General features: G+C 60.0%; 15 protein-coding genes. 4 read left to right on the top strand and 11 right to left on the bottom strand.

Annotation, left to right across the window (positions count from 1 at the left end; all coding sequences use genetic code 11):
- Nucleotides 1–7 precede the first annotated feature (7 nt).
- The 5 genes from AF70_RS28985 to AF70_RS29005 all read right to left on the bottom strand — a co-directional run bounded on the left by AF70_RS28985 (nucleotide 8) and on the right by AF70_RS29005 (nucleotide 5692).
- Nucleotides 8–961, bottom strand: a complete 954-nt coding sequence (locus tag AF70_RS28985) for an adenosine deaminase (RefSeq protein ID WP_018928377.1) — start codon at nucleotides 959–961, stop codon at nucleotides 8–10.
- An 81-nt stretch (nucleotides 962–1042) separates the two neighbouring features.
- A complete protein-coding gene (locus tag AF70_RS28990; RefSeq protein WP_028940368.1) occupies nucleotides 1043–2008 on the bottom strand; it encodes a 2-oxoglutarate and iron-dependent oxygenase domain-containing protein in 966 nt (321 codons plus the stop codon).
- A 79-nt stretch (nucleotides 2009–2087) separates the two neighbouring features.
- Nucleotides 2088–3170 (bottom strand): BMP family ABC transporter substrate-binding protein, encoded by a 1083-nt coding sequence (locus AF70_RS28995; protein WP_028940367.1) that lies wholly within the window; start codon nucleotides 3168–3170, stop codon nucleotides 2088–2090.
- 277 nt (nucleotides 3171–3447) lie between these two features.
- Nucleotides 3448–4806: an 8-oxoguanine deaminase gene (locus AF70_RS29000; protein ID WP_028940366.1), complete on the bottom strand. Its 1359-nt coding sequence runs from the start codon at nucleotides 4804–4806 to the stop codon at nucleotides 3448–3450.
- Nucleotides 4807–5005: 199 nt separating this feature from the next.
- Complete coding sequence (locus AF70_RS29005; protein ID WP_018928373.1) at nucleotides 5006–5692, bottom strand: SDR family oxidoreductase; 687 nt, start codon at nucleotides 5690–5692, stop codon at nucleotides 5006–5008.
- A gap of 92 nt (nucleotides 5693–5784) precedes the next feature.
- Between AF70_RS29005 and AF70_RS29010 the strand changes: the two genes are divergently transcribed.
- Nucleotides 5785–6198: a hypothetical protein gene (locus AF70_RS29010; protein ID WP_028940365.1), complete on the top strand. Its 414-nt coding sequence runs from the start codon at nucleotides 5785–5787 to the stop codon at nucleotides 6196–6198.
- Here AF70_RS29010 and AF70_RS29015 read toward each other — a convergent pair.
- The 3 genes from AF70_RS29015 to AF70_RS29025 are packed head-to-tail and all read right to left on the bottom strand — an operon-like array spanning nucleotide 6195 to nucleotide 9804.
- Nucleotides 6195–7121, bottom strand: coding sequence for an ABC transporter permease (locus AF70_RS29015; protein ID WP_019582313.1), 927 nt, complete (start codon nucleotides 7119–7121; stop codon nucleotides 6195–6197). The two genes, AF70_RS29010 and AF70_RS29015, sit on opposite strands and share 4 nt — an antisense overlap.
- Nucleotides 7121–8227: an ABC transporter permease gene (locus tag AF70_RS29020; protein ID WP_028940364.1), complete on the bottom strand. Its 1107-nt coding sequence runs from the start codon at nucleotides 8225–8227 to the stop codon at nucleotides 7121–7123. Before AF70_RS29020 ends, AF70_RS29015 begins: the two co-directional genes overlap by 1 nt.
- Nucleotides 8228–8238: 11 nt before the next feature.
- Nucleotides 8239–9804 (bottom strand): ABC transporter ATP-binding protein, encoded by a 1566-nt coding sequence (locus AF70_RS29025; RefSeq protein WP_018928369.1) that lies wholly within the window; start codon nucleotides 9802–9804, stop codon nucleotides 8239–8241.
- A 30-nt stretch (nucleotides 9805–9834) separates the two neighbouring features.
- Here AF70_RS29025 and AF70_RS29030 point away from each other — a divergent pair, with 30 nt between their 5' ends.
- Nucleotides 9835–10011, top strand: a complete 177-nt coding sequence (locus AF70_RS29030; protein ID WP_155954648.1) for a hypothetical protein — start codon at nucleotides 9835–9837, stop codon at nucleotides 10009–10011.
- Between the two features lie 418 nt (nucleotides 10012–10429).
- On the opposite strand, the gene AF70_RS29035 is transcribed toward AF70_RS29030, so the two are convergent.
- The 3 genes from AF70_RS29035 to AF70_RS29045 all read right to left on the bottom strand — a co-directional run bounded on the left by AF70_RS29035 (nucleotide 10430) and on the right by AF70_RS29045 (nucleotide 12700).
- Nucleotides 10430–11011 carry a YigZ family protein gene (locus AF70_RS29035; protein WP_028940363.1) on the bottom strand — a complete coding sequence of 194 codons (582 nt, stop codon included), beginning with the start codon at nucleotides 11009–11011 and terminating at the stop codon, nucleotides 10430–10432.
- Nucleotides 11012–11018: 7 nt separating this feature from the next.
- Nucleotides 11019–11669, bottom strand: a complete 651-nt coding sequence (locus AF70_RS29040; RefSeq protein WP_018928367.1) for a TetR/AcrR family transcriptional regulator — start codon at nucleotides 11667–11669, stop codon at nucleotides 11019–11021.
- Between the two features lie 110 nt (nucleotides 11670–11779).
- Entirely contained in the window at nucleotides 11780–12700 is a 921-nt protein-coding gene (locus tag AF70_RS29045; RefSeq protein ID WP_007940170.1) for a LysR family transcriptional regulator, read from the bottom strand.
- 125 nt (nucleotides 12701–12825) lie between these two features.
- On the opposite strand from AF70_RS29045, the gene AF70_RS29050 reads away from it, so the two are divergent.
- Both AF70_RS29050 and AF70_RS29055 read left to right on the top strand, forming a co-directional pair.
- A complete protein-coding gene (locus tag AF70_RS29050; protein ID WP_018928366.1) occupies nucleotides 12826–14175 on the top strand; it encodes an aspartate aminotransferase family protein in 1350 nt (449 codons plus the stop codon).
- A 63-nt stretch (nucleotides 14176–14238) separates the two neighbouring features.
- The gene (locus AF70_RS29055; RefSeq protein WP_019582319.1) at nucleotides 14239–15732 is read left to right on the top strand and encodes a CoA-acylating methylmalonate-semialdehyde dehydrogenase; all 1494 of its coding nucleotides are present in this window, start codon (nucleotides 14239–14241) and stop codon (nucleotides 15730–15732) included.
- Nucleotides 15733–16301: the final 569 nt, after the last annotated feature.

Here is a 16301-nt window from a genome sequence, read left to right on the forward strand (position 1 = left end):
CTGACCTTTAAGGTTTCACCAACCGCGCATCCAGGCTGTTCTGCGCCAGACGCTTGGCCTGATCCTGGGTCATGCCCAGATCGGTGTACAGCGCGTGGAAGTTCTCGGTGACATAGCCACCGAAGTACGCCGGGTCATCGGAGTTCACCGTGACCTTCACGCCGCGTTCGAGCATGTCGAGGATGTTGTGCTGGGACATGTGATCGAACACGCAAAGCTTGGTGTTCGACAACGGGCACACCGTAAGCGGGATCTGCTCGTCGATGATCCGCTGCATCAAGCGCTCGTCTTCGATGGCGCGCACGCCGTGGTCGATGCGCTGGATTTTCAGCAGGTCGAGGGCTTCCCAGATGTACTCGGGCGGGCCTTCTTCACCGGCGTGGGCCACGGTCAGGAAGCCTTCGTGGCGGGCACGGTCAAATACGCGCTGGAACTTGCTCGGCGGGTGGCCCATCTCCGAACTGTCCAGGCCCACGGCTACGAACGCATCACGGAACGGCAGCGCTTGGTCGAGGGTTTTCTGCGCTTCGTCTTCGCTCAAGTGGCGCAGGAAGCTGAGGATCAAACCGCTGGTGATCCCCAGTTGCTGCTCGCCATCTTTCAATGCGGCGGCGATGCCGTTGAGCACCACTTCGAACGGGATGCCACGGTCGGTGTGGGTTTGCGGGTCGAAGAACGGTTCGGTGTGAATCACGTTCTGTTCCTTGCAGCGCAACAGGTAGGCCCAGGTCAGGTCGTAGAAATCCTGGGAGGTGCGCAGCACATCGGCGCCCTGGTAATACAGGTCGAGAAACTCTTGCAGGTTGTTGAAGGCGTAGGCCTTGCGCAGGGTGTCGACGTCGTTCCACGGCAGGGCGATCTTGTTGCGTTCGGCCAGGGCGAACAGCAGCTCAGGCTCCAGCGAACCTTCCAGATGCAAGTGCAATTCTGCCTTGGGCAGAGCGTTCAGCCAGTCGTACATTTTTGAAATCTCATCAAGTGCAATGAGGGCATTCTACAGATGCCCGCCGAAACAATGAGTAAAACCTGACCAGCCGGTTCATTACACGGCTTCCTGTTCCCGTCGATAAGCGTAGGTGTCGGCAAAGCGCGAGAGCAAGAATTCGGCGCAAGTGGTGGCCGGATACTTCGCCGGATGCTGTTCGTCCTGGCAACCGGGCAGGCACTCGATGGGGGTGTCGGGATGTGGCTCGGCAAAGAACGGCATCGAGTACCGATCCACTCCCAGCGGGCTGATCACCCGATGTGGCGTCGACAGGTAACGGTCGTTGCTCCAGCGCGCCATCATGTCGCCGAGGTTGACCACGAACGTGCCTTCCATCGGTGGCGCATCGATCCATTCGCCCCGCACGTTGCGCACTTGCAGTCCGCCAGCGGCATCCTGATAGAGCAGGGTGATGCAACCGTAATCGGTGTGAGCGCCGGCACCTTGCTGATCGATGGAGCTGGCAGTGTGGCGCGGCGGGTAATGAATCATCCGCAGCACGCTGACCGGCTCTTTGAAACGGCTATCGAAGAAGTCACGCTCGATGCCCAATGCCAGGGTCATGGCCCGCAGCAGGGTTTGCGCGAGTGCTTGCATGTCGACGTAGTGTTGCTCCATCAGCGCTTCCCAACCGGGCATCGACGGATGACGGTTGGGTCCGCGCAAGGGTTTGTCCGCCAGCACCTCCGGATGATCGGCGGGCAGGTGCAGGCCCATGTCGAAGGTTTCTTTCAGATCGCTGGGTTTGCTCGGGTCGAGTTGTTCGGTGGCGATGGCGCCATAGCCGCGGTGGTGGCGGGTCCGGGTGATGTCGATCTTGAGTTTTTCGGCGGCGGGCAGGGCGAAGAAGCGTTGGGCATGTTCGAGCACCGCCTCGATGCGCGACGGGGCGATCGGGTGGCCCTTGATATAGAAAAAGCCCCATTCGCGGCAGGCGCGGTCGATGCCTGTGGCGACCGATTGCCAGGCTTGAGCGTCATCGCTGTAGAGCGGGGCGATGTCGATGATCGGGAGTTGGTTCATGCGAAGTCCTGCATCCAGCAGATGAGCTGTTATGTGGGAGCGAGCCCGCTCCCACAGGGTTTTGTGTTCCTGACCGGAATTACTTCGGCATCTCGGCCTTCATGCCTTCCACGTAGTAGTTCATCGACGCCAGTTGCGCATTGGTCGCGCTCACGCCCGCCGGGATTTTCTCCACGCCAGCCTGATCCTTGATCGGCCCGGTGAATGGATGCAGCGCACCGCTCTTGATGTCGGCAATGATCCGCTCGGCTTCGGTTTTCACCGCGGCCGGCACCAGGTCGCTGATTGGCAGCTCAACCGTGCCTTCCTGCAAACCGCCCCAGTAATCCTGGGATTTCCATGCATGGTCGAGCACACTTTGGGTCGCCTGAATGTAGTGCGGGCCCCAGTCGTTGACGATAGACGTCAACACCGCTTTCGGCCCGAAGTGCGCCATGTCCGATGCATAGCCGACGGCATACACGCCACGACGTTCTGCTGCCTGGATCGGCGCCGGGCTGTCGGTGTGCTGGAACACCACGTCCACGCCCTGATCGATCAGCGCATTGGCGGCGTCGGCTTCCTTGCCCGGATCGAACCAGGAATTGACCCACACCACTTTGATCTCGGTGCCCGGGTTGTACTTGTTCAGCGCCAGCTGGATGGCGTTGATGTCGCGGATCACTTCTGGAATCGGGAAGGAAGCGACGTAGCCGATTTTCTTGGTCTTGGTCATCTTCGCCGCAAGGAAACCGCCGACGTAGCGGCCCTCGTAAGTGCGTGCCAGGTAAGTGCCGAGGTTCTTGTCCTGCTTGTAGCCGGTGGCGTGTTCGAAGGTCACCTTGGGAAATTGCTTGGCAACTTTCAGGGTCGGGTTCATGTAGCCGAAAGACGTGGTGAAGATCAGGTCGTACTGGTCCTTGGCCATGTTGCGGATCACCCGCTCGGCATCGGCGCCTTCGGCTACGTTCTCCACGTAGTTGGTGGTGATCTGGTCACCGAACTTCTCCGCCAGCGCCTTGCGCCCCTGTTCATGCTGATACGTCCAGCCGTGATCACCGATCGGGCCGATATAGACGAAGCCGACTTTCAGCGGGGCGGCAGCACTGGCGGTCAGACTGGCGCTCAGACCGATGGCTGCGGCGACAGCGCAAAGCAGCTGCTTCAACGGACGTTTGTGCATGAACTGGAACTCCATTTTGTTGTGAGGTGTATCGGGTCAATGCAAATTGCTGACCAACAGGACAACAAAATCCGGGGCCGCATAACGGCATTCGCAGGCAAGCCTCGCTCCTACAGGTTTTGCGTTGCACCCAATCCCGCGATAGGCACAATTCCTGTAGGAGCGAGGCTTGCCCGCGAAGGGGCCCTAACGACCACCACAGAACCATCCCGGTGCACCTTCGCGAATTCACGCCATCCGCTGGTGCGAGTGTCTCCCGCAATAGGTCTGCGTCGACTTAGACGCCGGCGATCAACTGCCGAGCCGCCTGGCTGTGATCGGCGATCAACCCTTTCAGATCCAGCCCCTCGACTTGCCCATCGATCACCCGCCACTTGCCGCCGATCATCACCCGGTCCGCCCGGTCCGCGCCGCACAGCAGCAGCGCCGACACCGGATCATGGCTGCCGGAGAAGCGCAGTTCATCCAGTTTGAACAGCGCCAGATCCGCTTGCTTGCCCACTGCCAGTTCGCCGATGTCGCTGCGCCCGAGCAACTGCGCCGAACCCTTGGTGGCCCAGCCCAATACGCGTTCCGGGGTGATCTTCTGCGCGCCATAACGCAGACGCTGGATGTACAGCGCCTGTCGGGTTTCGAGCATCATGTTCGAGGCGTCGTTGGACGCCGAACCGTCCACGCCCAGGCCCAGCAACGCGCCAGCGTCGGTCAACTCGATGGTTGGGCAAATCCCTGAAGCCAGGCGCATGTTCGAACTCGGGCAATGGCAAATACCGGTGCCGGCCGCGCCGAGGCGGGCGATTTCGTCGGGGTTGAAATGAATGCCGTGGGCCAGCCAGGTGCGTGGGCCGAGCCAGCCGACGCTGTCCAGATAATCCACGGTACGCAGGCCGAAGCGTTGCAGGCAGAAGTCTTCTTCGTCGAGGGTTTCGGCCAGGTGAGTGTGCAGGCGCACGTCGAGGGTGTTTGCCAGTTCGGCGCTGGCGGACATGATTTGCGGGGTTACTGAAAATGGCGAGCAGGGCGCCAAAGCGATCTGGATTTGCGCGCCGTCACCACGTTCGTGGAACTCGGCAATCAAGCGTTGGCTGTCGGCGAGAATCACTTCGCCTTCCTGGACAGTCTGCTGCGGCGGCAGCCCTCCGTCTTTTTCACCGAGGCTCATCGAACCGCGAGTGAGCATGGCGCGCATGCCCAGTTCGCGGACACTCTCAACCTGCACGTCGATCGCATTTTCCAGGCCTTCCGGAAACAGGTAATGGTGATCGGCCGCAGTGGTGCAGCCGGACAACAGCAACTCGGCCAACGCGACTTTGGTGGCGAGGGCGAGTTTTTCCGGCGTGAGCCGCGCCCAGACCGGATAGAGAGTTTTCAGCCATGGGAACAACGGCTGATTGACCACCGGCGCCCAGGCGCGGGTCAGGGTTTGATAGAAGTGGTGATGGGTGTTGATCAGCCCCGGCAGGATCACATGTTCGCGGGCATCGAAGACTTGTCCACAGGGGGCTGACGGCTGCTGGCCGACGCCGAGCACTTCGACGATCAAACCGTCTTGCAGCACCAGACCGCCACGGGCATCGAGCGCGTTGGCCGTGAAAATGGCGAGGGGTTTTTTTAACCAGGTACGGGTCGCAGGCATAGTGGCCGGCTCCTCTGAAAGTGGGGTTCAGGGTTGCCAGCTCAGTGTTGCCCTGTCTGCTGATCCAGGGTCGCCGCGGGGGGCGAGGTGCGGAGTTTCAATCAAAAAAGCTTCGCGGGCAAGCCTCGCTCCTACGGAGTCATGCGTCGGACCTGTAGGAGCGAGGCTTGCCCGCGAAGGCGTCAAATCCAACACCCGATTACCAGGGAATGGTTTCACCCCGGTAGTTCACAAAATGATGCCCGCCCTTGCCGGCATACGCATTCACCTGATCGATCAACCCGCGGGTGCTGGTTTCCACATCGATGTCGGCACCTTCGCCACCCATGTCGGTCTTCACCCAGCCCGGGTGCAGCGACAGCACGGTGAGTTTCTGTTCGCCCAGTTGCGTGACGAAGCTGTTGGTCATCGAGTTCAGCGCCGCTTTGCTGGCCTTGTACAGCGCCAGCTCCGGCGCGTCGGGCATGGTCACGCTGCCCAGCACCGAACTCATGAACGCCAGCACGCCACTGCCTTCACGAATCTGCGCGACGAAGCGCTGGGCCAGGTTGATCGGCGCCACGGCGTTGGTGAAGAACAATTGACCGACCTCGGCCAGGGTCGCGCCACCCGGCGTCTGGACTTCCGGCCCCTTGACCCCGGCATTCACGAACAACAGGTCGAACACCTCGCCCTTGAGCTGTTGGCTGAGGGCGATGACCGCTTGCTGGTCGTCCATGTCGAGTTTTTCGATCCGTACCTTGCCCAACGCCTGCAAGGCTTCGGCACCCTGCGGGTTGCGCACGGTGGCGGTGACTTGCCAGCCGCCGGCCAGCAGGGTTTTCACCAGACCGAGGCCCAATCCCCGGGAGGCGCCGATGATGAGTGCGGTTTTTGCCGTGGACATGAATGGCTTCCTTGATGTCTCGAGAGGGCTTGACCTTGGAGCATACTCCAGGCTTTAGCCTTGTTGCTCCTTGAATTTATGGAGCAATACCCATGTGGAGTTCAACGCAATATCGTCAATTGGTGCGTGGCAGTGCGTGGTACGACCTGATCGTCATAGCGGCATTTGCCACGCCATGGAGTTTTACGGCGTTGCATGGCGTGCTGTTACGCCTGACTCAGACTTTCAATCTGCCCGGCGAGCTACCGCCGTTCGAGCCGATGCACATGCTGATGGCCAATCTGTTGGGTTCGATTGTGTGCGTGTGGGCCGTGCTGCGGATTCGCGATCCGCAGCCGGTGTTTGGGCGATATGACGCGGTGGGGAGGTTTCTGTTTTCGGCTTGGCAGGCTTATGCCCTGGCCCATGGGGCGAGTTCGCTATTGGCGATTTTCCTGTTCTTTGAATTGGCGTGGGGCGTGGCTCAGGTGTTGCCGGTTCGGACGCCTTCACGGGCCACCATTTAATGCCCCGCCCGCCACGGCTGCCCCAACGACACCGGCGCATACAATCGTGTGCGCACGGCATCCCGGGACAGCAGCACCAACACCACAATGGTCGCGACATACGGCAGCATCGCCAGCAGACTCGACGCAATCGCCAGCCCCAACCCCTGCGCCACCAAATGCAGGATGCTGGCGAGACCAAACAGATACGCTCCAAGCAGCAACCGCCACACTCGCCAACTGGCAAACACCACCAGCGCCAGGGCAATCCAGCCGCGACCGGCGCTCATGTTCTCTGCCCACATCGGCGTATAGGCCAAGGACAAATATGCCCCAGCCAACCCCGCCATCGCCCCGCCAAACAGCACCGCCAGCGTACGCACGCGCAACACCGGCAAGCCCATTGCACTGGCGGCGTCCGGGCTTTCGCCGACCGCCTGAATAATCAACCCTACGCGACTTTTCACAATCACCCAGGCCACCAGCGCAAACAGGGCAAACGACAGATACACCAACAGGTCCTGGGCAAACAGCATCCGCCCGATCAGCGGAATTTCACTCAGATAAGGAATCGCCAGCGGCTCGAAACCCGCCAACGGTTTGCCGACCCACGCAGCGCCAACGAAGGTCGACAGGCCCACGCCGAAGATCGTCAACGCCAACCCTGTCGCCACCTGGTTGGCGTTGAACACCAGCGCCACCAGGGCGAACAGCGACGACAACAGCATCCCGGCGAACATCGCCAGCAACACGCCGAGCCAGAGATTGCCGCTGTTCAGGGCGACGATAAAACCGATCACCGCCCCAAACAGCATCATGCCTTCCTGCCCAAGATTGAGGACGCCGCTCTTCTCGCAGATCAACTCGCCCAACGCCACCAACAACAGCGGTGTGCCACAGCGAACCATGGCATAGAAAATATTGCTCAGCAGATCGATATCCATCACAAGGCTCCAGCTTGTACGGCGGTGGTCGAGGTGCGCCGTACCCAGCGCAGGTTCAAACGTGGTCGGTAGAGAATCAGCACGTCACTGGCCAGCAGGAAAAACAGCATCATCCCCTGAAACAATTGAGTGATGGCTTGCGGCAGGTTCATGCTCATCTGCGCGTTTTCGCCACCGATGTACAGCAGCGCCATCAACAGGCTGGAAAACAGAATGCCGATGGGATTCAGCCGTCCGAGAAACGCCACGGTGATCGCCGCATAGCCATAACCCGGCGAAACCTGCGGCACCAGTTGTCCAATGGGCCCGGTGACTTCGCAAACCCCGGCCAGCCCCGCCAAGCCACCGCTGATCAACAGCGCCAGCCAGATCAGCCGCTTCTCGCGAAAGCCGACAAAACCCGCCGCGCGCTTGTCCAGCCCGAGCACTTTGATCTGGAAACCGACAAAGCTCTTCTGCAACAACACCCACACCGCAACCAGCGCGAGCAAGGCGAAATACACGCCCGCATGGACCCGACCGTCCTCCATCAACAACGGCAAACGACTGGCATCGCCAAACATCGCCGACTCCGGAAAGTTGAACCCGGCGGGGTCCTTCAGCGGCCCGTGAACGCAGAACAGCAGCAGGTTCAACGCGATGTAATTGAGCATGATGCTGGTGAGGATTTCATTGGCGTTGAAGCGTGTGCGCAACCATGCCGTCAGCCCGGCCCATGCGGCACCGGCCAGGGTGCCGGTGAGCAGGATCAACACCAGCGCCCAACGGCTTTGCAGGTCGATGATGTTCACCGCCAATGCACTGCCGGCCAAGGCGCCGAGCAGCAACTGACCTTCGGCGCCGATGTTCCAGATCCGTGCCTGATACGCCACTGCCAGGCCCAATGCACAGAGCAGAATCGGCAATGCTTTGACCAACAACTCAGAGACCCCGTACAGGTCGCTGATCGGTGCAATCAGCAAGGTGTGCAAGGTCAGCAACGGGTCGTGGCCCAGCGCGATAAACAACAATGAGCCACAGCCCAGGGTCAACACAGCCGCCAGCAACGGCGAGCACCACAACATCAGGCGCGATTGCTGGCCACGGGGTTCGAGAGAAAGCAGCATGTGAAACTCCGTTAAAACGTTACGGGTGCAGGTGATTGGGGTGCATCGAACTGGCCGGCCATCCAGCCGCCGACATCGATCAGGCGGGTGTCGACGGTGGCTTGCAGTGCCGACAGCCGGCCGCCGCACAGGGCGCCGAGGCGATCGCTGATCTGGAACAGTTCGTCGAGGTCTTCGGAGATCACCAGGATCGCCGCCCCAGCGTCGCGCAAGGCGATCAGCGCCCGGTGAATGGTCGCGGCGGCGCCGACGTCCACGCCCCAGGTCGGGTGCGCGGCCACCAACAACCTGGGTTGCTGAAGGATTTCCCGGCCGAGGATGAATTTCTGCAAGTTGCCACCAGACAGGCTGCGAGCCGCTGCCTGGGCATCGGGTGTCTTGACCCCGAAGCGGCGGATGATGTCTTCGGCCAGTGCCTCGACTTTGCTGCGCTGGATCAATCCATTGCTGACTAGCCCTTGTTGAAAGGCGGTGAGCAGGGCGTTGTCCGCCAGGCTCAGTTCCGGTACCGCGCCATGCCCCAGACGCTCGGCGGGGACGAAGGCCAGGCCGAGTTTGCGTCGTGCATCCGGCCGCAGGTGCGCCACCGGTTGCCCGCCGAAACTGATTTTCGCCCCGTCATTTCCCGGCAGCCGTTCTTCACCGCTGAGCAAGGCCAGCAACTCATCCTGGCCATTGCCGGCCACTCCGGCGACACCGACGATTTCGCCGCTGCGCACCTCGAGATCGATGCCCTTGAGCGAGCAGCCGAACGGGTCCGGGTTGTACCAGGACAATCCGGTCACGTTCAGAAACGCGTCAGCCCCCCTGACCTTCGGATAGTCAGTAATCAGCTCAGCGGCTTCACCGACCATCAACTGCGCCAGTTGCCGGTCCGAACACTCGGCCGGCACGCAATGCCCGGCCACTCGTCCGCCGCGCAACACCGTGGCGCTGTGGCACAGCGCGCGCACTTCGCCGAGCTTGTGGCTGATGAACAGAATGCTGCAGCCCTCGGCGGCCAGTCGACGCAACGTGATGAACAATTCGTCGGCCTCTTGCGGGGTCAGTACCGACGTCGGTTCATCGAGAATCAGCAGGCGGATGTCCTGCATCAGACAGCGAATGATTTCCACCCGCTGACGCTCGCCGATGGACAGGCTGTGGACCAGTCGCTCCGGTTCCAGCGCCATGCCATAGCGTTGGGACACCTCGCGGATTTTCGGTTCAAGCTGCTTCGGCGTACCGGCCGCAGCGCCCATCGCCAAGGCGATGTTCTGCGCCACGCTCAGGGTTTCGAACAGCGAGAAATGCTGGAACACCATGCCGATCCCGAGGCTGCGGGCCTGGGCCGGATTGCGCATGGTCACGCGCTGGCCCTGCCAGATCATCTCCCCTGAGTCGGCGTGTGTGACGCCGTAGATGATCTTCATCAGGGTACTTTTGCCCGCACCGTTTTCGCCGAGCAGGGCGTGGATTTCACCGGGCGCAATGCTCAAGTCGATGGCATCGTTGGCCAGGCAACCGGGGTAACGTTTGCTGATTCTGCGCAATTGCAGGCGGGGTGTTTGATCGGGGGGAGGCGCAGGGTTGGACATGACAGGCTCGGGTCGCAAAAGGATATGCCTGTGGATAAAGCAATTTCCTGGCCATTGAGTCAGGAAATCGGCAAAAGCCTGTTGGCGCAGCCGTTGCGGACGCTGCCTCGACCTCTACCAACTCCTGGAGAGGCACCACTTGAGGGCAAGGTTTTGGATCAGGTTCCGGTTTTGCGCGCGATCAATTGGTCAAAAAACGAGCAATAAGCTGCAGGCATTGTCAGGCATGGGGCTGCGCCAGCCATGAACGGGTTATCCACAGCTTGTTCCACAGTATCTGTGCGCAAGCCGGCCGTGTGGGCATAAGCACCGAGGGGCTTTCTTCTAATGGCGATAAACCACTCTAACTGATTGTTTTTACGTGGAATAAACGTCGCGGATGGCGAGTTGGACGAAAAATGAGCAAAGCCCGCAAAGCCGCATGACAGAAGGGTTACAGCAGAATGTGCTCAGGTTATCCACAGCCGGGTGCACAGCAGATGTGGGCAAGTGTCGAGAGCAAAGAAAATCGGGGTGCCCCAAAAGATCGCAGCCTTCGGCAGCTCCTACGAGATTTGCGTTTATCCGGTATTACGGGGGGACACGGTCGGCGTAGGAGCTGCCGAAGGCTGCGATCTTTTGATCTTCAACGCTGCAACAAAATACGCCCGCGACTCAAATCCGCCAGCTGCGTTTGCAGGGTATCGATCTGCCCGTCGCCAATCGCCAATTGCAGTTCCACACCATTGGCCGTGAAGGTTTCCTCCACCACCAAACCACCCAGCTCCGCCACCCGAAGTTTCACTAGCGCCAACTCGCCAAATGCACAGGCACAACGGACCGGCACCCGACTGATCAACTCGACTTTCGGCGCCCCTTGCAGGCATTTGTTGGCACTGCCGCCATACGCTCGGGCGAGGCCGCCGGTGCCCAGCTGGATGCCGCCATACCAGCGGATCACTACGACCGCGACCTGATCGCAATCCTGCGCTTCAATCGCCGCAAGGATCGGCCGGCCAGCGGTGCCACCGGGTTCGCCATCGTCAGTGCTGCGGTATTGATCGCCGAGCTTCCAGGCCCAGCAATTGTGCGAAGCGTTCAAATCACTGTGCTGCTCGATGAACGCCTGGGCATCGGCTGCGCTGGCGATCGGCGCGGCGAGGGCGATGAAGCGGCTTTTGCGAATCTCTTCGCGGTATTCGCAAAAACCGCTGAGGGTAAAAGGCATGGGTGTCTTAAATAGCCGGCGTCAGGCCGCAGCCTTTGAGAATGATGCGAATCAGGTTGCTGCCGGCGTCTTCCATGTCTTGCTTGGTCAACTTGGTGCGCCCGGTGACACGGCAGATCTGCGTGGCAAAGTCCGCGTAATGCTGGGTGCTGCCCCACAGCAGGAAAATCAGGTGCACCGGGTCGATCGGGTCCATTTTGCCGGCGTCGATCCACGCCTGGAACACCGCGGCCCGACCTTGAAACCAGGTGCGGTAGTCCTGGTTGAAATGCTCAGTCAGGCAATCACCGCCGCTGATGACCTCCATGGCGAAGACCCGCGAAGCTTGTGGCTGGCGCCGGGAGAATTCCATCTTTGCGCGAATGTATCGCGTCAACGCTTCAGCCGGATCGTCCTCGACGGTCAGGGTATTGAAGGTGCTGTCCCACAACTCAAGGATGTTACTCAGCACCGCCACGTACAAACCGAGTTTGTTGGTGAAGTAGTAATGCAGATTCGCTTTGGGCAACCCGGCTTTCTGCGCAATGGTGTTCATGCTGGTGCCTTTGAACCCGTGACGGGCGAACTCGTCTTCGGCGGCTTTGATGATGGTCTCTTCGTTCTTCTGACGAATGCGGCCGGCGGGTTTGCCGCCGTGGGCTGGGACTTCAAAGGTCATAGGCACTTCCGAACAGGTAGATGGGTGCAACCAGATGCGTTGATAGCGCACCCACGGGCCTCAGACAAGTCCTATGGCGATAAAACCTTGGGCACCGCTCCCACAAGCTTTCAGCGAGTCGCCGCCAGACTCTCCAGAAAGCTCTCCAGAACCAGATGCGGACGACGGCCCTTGCGTGTAACCGATGCCAGGCTCAGGTCATAAAAACGTGCCTTGGGTTTCAGTGCACGCAAACGGCCTTGCTGCACCCAGAGGCTGGCGTAGTGATCCGGCAGGTAACCAATGTAGCGCCCGGTCAGGATCAGAAAGGCCATGCCCTCGCGATCCGACGCACTGGCGGTGCAATTGAGCGCCTGGTAATGGGCCTGAATCTCGGCGGGCAAACGGAAGGTCGGGGCGATGGCGTCCTGGCTGTTGAGGCGCTCATCGTCCAGTTGTTTGTCGTCGACATAGAACAGCGGATGGCCGACCGCGCAATACAGCAGCGAGCGTTCGCTGTAGAGCGGTTGATATTCCAGCCCCGACAGCGCGCTGGCTTGTGGCACCACGCCAACATGCAAACGACCGTCGAGCACGCCTTGCTCGACTTCGTTGGGCGCGATCATGCGGATCTGGATCTGTACGTCGGGGCCACGTTCCTTCAGTTGCGCCAAAGCGTGGGTGATGCGCATGTGTGGCAGGGTGACCAGGTTGTCGGTCAGGCCGATGGTTAATTCGCCGCGCAAGTGTTGGTGCAGTCCGTTGACCTCGGTGCGGAAGCTTTCCAGCGCACTTAATAGCTGCAACGCAGATTGGTAGACCTCACGGCCTTCTTCGGTCAGGGAAAACCCCGCGCGACCTCGCTGGCACAGGCGCAGCCCCAGGCGTTGTTCCAGATCGCTCATTTGCTGGCTGATGGCCGAGCGACCGATACCCAGCACCGATTCCGCCGCGGAGAAGCCGCCACACTCCACCACGCTGCGAAAAATCCGCAGCAGACGGATATCAAAGTCACTGACTTGCGCCAGCGGATCGGGGCGACGGGTACTCATAGTTTAGTCCGGGCCTGACTGAAGGTTAGAAAAGTTGGATTTCACCGACTTTATCCCCGTGGCAATTTAGCTGCAAGAACGCTTTTGATCTCCACGCCGCTTATTTGCTCTGCGAGGTTTTGCCCATGAACGTGCCTGAAAACGCCCCGACTTCCCTGGCCAGCCAGCTCAAGCTTGACGCTCACTGGATGCCCTACACCGCGAACCGCAATTTCCAGCGTGACCCGCGCCTGATCGTGGCGGCCGAGGGCAGTTGGCTGACAGACGACAAGGGCCGCAAGGTCTACGATTCGCTCTCGGGTCTGTGGACCTGCGGCGCCGGGCACACCCGCAAGGAAATCCAGGAGGCGGTGGCCAAGCAATTGGGCACTCTCGATTACTCGCCGGGCTTCCAGTACGGTCACCCGCTGTCGTTCCAACTGGCGGAGAAAATCACCGACCTGACCCCGGGCAATCTGAATCACGTGTTCTTCACCGATTCGGGTTCCGAGTGTGCAGATACCGCGGTGAAAATGGTGCGTGCCTACTGGCGCCTGAAGGGCCAGGCGACCAAGACCAAGATGATCGGCCGCGCTCGTGGTTATCACGGCGTGAACATCGCCGGCACCAGCCTCGGCGGCGTGAACGGCAACCGCAAGCTGTTCGGTCAGGCGATGATGGATGTCGATCATCTGCCGCACACCTTGTTGGCGAGCAATGCTTTCACTCGTGGCATGCCGGAGCAGGGTGGTATCGCGCTGGCGGATGAATTGCTCAAGTTGATCGAACTGCACGATGCCTCGAACATCGCAGCGGTATTCGTCGAGCCATTGGCCGGCTCCGCTGGCGTGCTGGTTCCGCCGCAGGGTTACCTCAAACGTCTGCGCGAGATCTGCGATCAGCACAACATCCTGCTGGTGTTCGACGAAGTGATCACCGGTTTCGGTCGTACCGGTTCGATGTTCGGTGCCGACAGCTTTGGTGTCACTCCGGACCTGATGTGTATTGCCAAGCAAGTCACCAACGGCGCGATCCCGATGGGCGCGGTGATTGCCAGCTCCGAGATCTACCAGACCTTCATGAACCAGGCGACGCCTGAGTACGCGGTGGAATTCCCGCACGGCTACACCTATTCCGCGCACCCGGTGGCTTGCGCCGCAGGCCTGGCGGCACTCGACCTGCTGCAAAAGGAAAACCTGGTGCAGAGCGTGGCCGAAGTCGCACCGCATTTCGAAAACGCACTGCACGGTGTGAAGGGCAGCAAGAACGTCATCGACATTCGCAACTACGGGTTGGCCGGTGCGATCCAGATTGCACCTCGCGACGGCGATGCCATCGTGCGTCCGTTCGAAGCTGGCATGGCGCTGTGGAAAGCCGGGTTCTACGTGCGCTTCGGCGGCGACACCCTGCAGTTCGGCCCAACCTTCAACAGCAAGCCACAGGACCTTGATCGTCTGTTCGATGCGGTCGGCGAAGTGCTGAACAAGATCGACTGATTCCCTCTTCTATATAAAGGCGTCCTTTCAAAGGACGCCTGTGGACAATTTCAGGAGCCCCGCATGAGCCTCATCCCGCATTTGATCAATGGCGAACTGGTGACCGAAGACGGTCGCACGGCCGATGTGTTCAACCCGTCCACCGGCCAGGTTATCCACAAGCTGCCGTTGGCCAGCCGCGAAACCATTCAGAAAGCCATCGACTCTGCCAAGGCTGCGTTCCCGGCCTGGCGCAATACGCCAGCGGCCAAGCGCGCTCAGGTGATGTTCCGTTTCAAGCAACTGCTGGAACAGAACGAATCCCGCATCGCACAACTGATCAGCGAAGAACACGGCAAGACCCTGGAAGATGCTGCCGGTGAATTGAAGCGCGGGATCGAGAACGTCGAGTTCGCGTGCGCGGCACCAGAAATCCTCAAGGGTGAGTACAGCCGTAATGTCGGGCCGAACATCGATGCCTGGTCGGATTTCCAGCCATTGGGCGTGGTGGCCGGCATTACCCCGTTCAACTTCCCGGCCATGGTGCCGCTGTGGATGTATCCGTTGGCGATCGTCTGTGGCAACTGCTTTATCCTCAAGCCGTCCGAGCGCGATCCAAGCTCCACGCTGCTGATCGCTCAATTGTTGCTGGAAGCCGGCCTGCCGAAAGGCGTGCTGAGTGTGGTGCATGGCGACAAGGCCGCAGTGGACGCGCTGATTGAAGCGCCGGAAGTCAAAGCGTTGAGCTTCGTCGGTTCGACGCCGATTGCCGAATACATCTACGCCGAAGGCACCAAGCGCGGCAAACGCGTCCAGGCGCTGGGCGGGGCGAAGAACCATGCGGTATTGATGCCGGATGCAGATCTGGATAACGCGGTCAGCGCGTTGATGGGCGCCGCTTACGGTTCGTGCGGTGAGCGCTGCATGGCGATTTCGGTGGCCGTGTGTGTCGGTGACCAGGTGGCGGATGCGTTGGTGGCCAAACTGACACCGCAGATCAAGGCACTGAAAATCGGCGCTGGTACAACTTGTGGCCTGGACATGGGGCCTCTGGTCACCGGTCAGGCGCGGGACAAGGTCAGCGGTTATGTTGAAGACGGCGTAGCCGCCGGTGCGAAGCTGGTGGTGGACGGTCGTGGTCTGAGCGTGGCCGGTCATGAGGACGGCTTCTTCCTGGGTGGCTGCCTGTTCGATAACGTCACGCCAGAGATGCGCATCTATAAAGAAGAGATCTTCGGGCCGGTGCTGTGCGTCGTCCGGGTCAACAGCCTGGAAGAGGCGATGCAACTGATCAATGATCACGAGTATGGCAATGGCACCTGCATCTTTACCCGTGATGGGGAAGCGGCGCGGTTGTTCTGCGATGAGATCGAAGTGGGTATGGTCGGCGTCAACGTACCGTTGCCGGTGCCAGTGGCGTATCACAGCTTTGGCGGCTGGAAGCGTTCGCTGTTCGGCGATCTGCATGCTTATGGTCCGGATGGCGTGCGGTTCTATACCCGTCGCAAGGCTATTACCCAGCGCTGGCCGCAACGGGCAAGCCATGAAGCTTCGCAATTCGCATTCCCTAGCTTGTAAGTAGAAGGGCAGAAGGCCGACCTCTTGAGGTCGGCCTTTGTGTTTTCGGGCTGTTTTGACCGATATGACAGAAATGTGAAATTAGAGGTTGACGGCAGATTCTGGACGTCTATAATTCGCCCCACTTCCGGCGCAGTCGAAACGGAAAACTCCTTGTTAAACAACGAGTTACGCAGTTTTCGGCAGCGGTTACGCTTCAGATCATCGAAGCCAGAAGGAGTTGGTAAGGCAGAGAGTTGTCGCCTTATTGACGGTTCGATCTTCTCGGTCGAAAGCGGAGAAAAAGAGGTGTTGACAGCAGCGACTAACGCTGTAGAATTCGCCTCCCGCTAACGAGAGATCGGAAGCGCAAGTGGTTGAAGTTGCTGATGTTTCTTACGGGAAACTTTGAAAACTTCTGAAAATAACCGCTTGACAGCNACAGAGGCTGCTGTAGAATGCGCGCCTCGGTTGAGACGAAAGATCTTAACCAACCGCTCTTTAACAACTGAATCAAGCAATTCGTGTGGGTGCTTGTGGAGTCAGACTGATAGTCAACAAGATTATCAGCATCACAAGTTACTCCGCGA

The sequence above is a fragment of the Pseudomonas sp. KD5 genome (genome assembly GCF_012932895.1).
Lineage (GTDB): Bacteria > Pseudomonadota > Gammaproteobacteria > Pseudomonadales > Pseudomonadaceae > Aquipseudomonas.